Source organism: Streptomyces sp. MMG1533 (assembly GCF_001279775.1).
In the GTDB taxonomy this organism is placed as follows: Bacteria; Actinomycetota; Actinomycetes; order Streptomycetales; family Streptomycetaceae; genus Streptomyces.
Genome location: NZ_LGDG01000113.1, coordinates 1 through 770, shown reverse-complemented (window position 1 = coordinate 770; position 770 = coordinate 1). Strand labels below are relative to the sequence as shown.

General features: G+C 69.6%; 1 protein-coding gene. It reads left to right on the top strand.

From position 1 onward, the window contains the following. Positions 1 to 12 precede the first annotated feature (12 nt). A partial coding sequence (ppk2, locus tag ADK57_RS13210; protein WP_053749622.1) for a polyphosphate kinase 2 occupies positions 13 to 770 on the top strand: 758 nt, incomplete at its 3' end.

Here is a 770-nt window from a genome sequence, read left to right as displayed (position 1 = left end):
GGTGGAGGCGGCATGGCGGGCAAGAAGGCGGAGAAGGTGCCGCGCAAGACGTACGAGGAGGAACTGCTGCGCCTGCAGACGGAGTTGGTGAAGCTGCAGGAGTGGGTGCGGGCGGAGGGCGCCCGCCTGGTCGTCGTCTTCGAGGGACGGGACGCGGCCGGCAAGGGCGGCACCATCAAACGGGTCGCGGAGCACCTCAATCCGCGCCTGGCCCGGATCGCGGCACTGCCCAGACCGACCGAGCGCGAGCGCACCCAGTGGTACTTCCAGCGGTACGTCGAGCAGCTGCCGGCCGCCGGGGAGATCGTGCTGTTCGACCGGTCCTGGTACAACCGGGCCGGGGTCGAGCACGTGATGGGCTTCTGCACCAAGGAGGAGCACCAGCTGTTCCTGCGCCAGTGCCCCATTTTCGAGCGGATGCTGGTGGAGGACGGGATCCTGCTGCGCAAGTACTGGTTCTCGGTGAGCGACACGGAGCAGCAGGAGCGCTTCCGGCGCCGGCTGGAGGATCCGACGCGGCGCTGGAAACTGTCCCCGATGGACCTGGAGTCGATCACCCGCTGGGAGGCGTACTCCCGTGCCAAGGACGAGATGCTGGTCCACACCGACATCGCCGAGGCCCCGTGGTTCGTCGTGGAGAGCGACGACAAGCGCCGGGCCCGGCTGAACATGATCGCCCACCTGCTGGGCTCCGTCCCGTACCAGGAGGTGCCGCCGCCGGTGCTGGAGTTGCCCCCGCGGCCGCCCTCGACCGGCTACCAGCGCCCGCC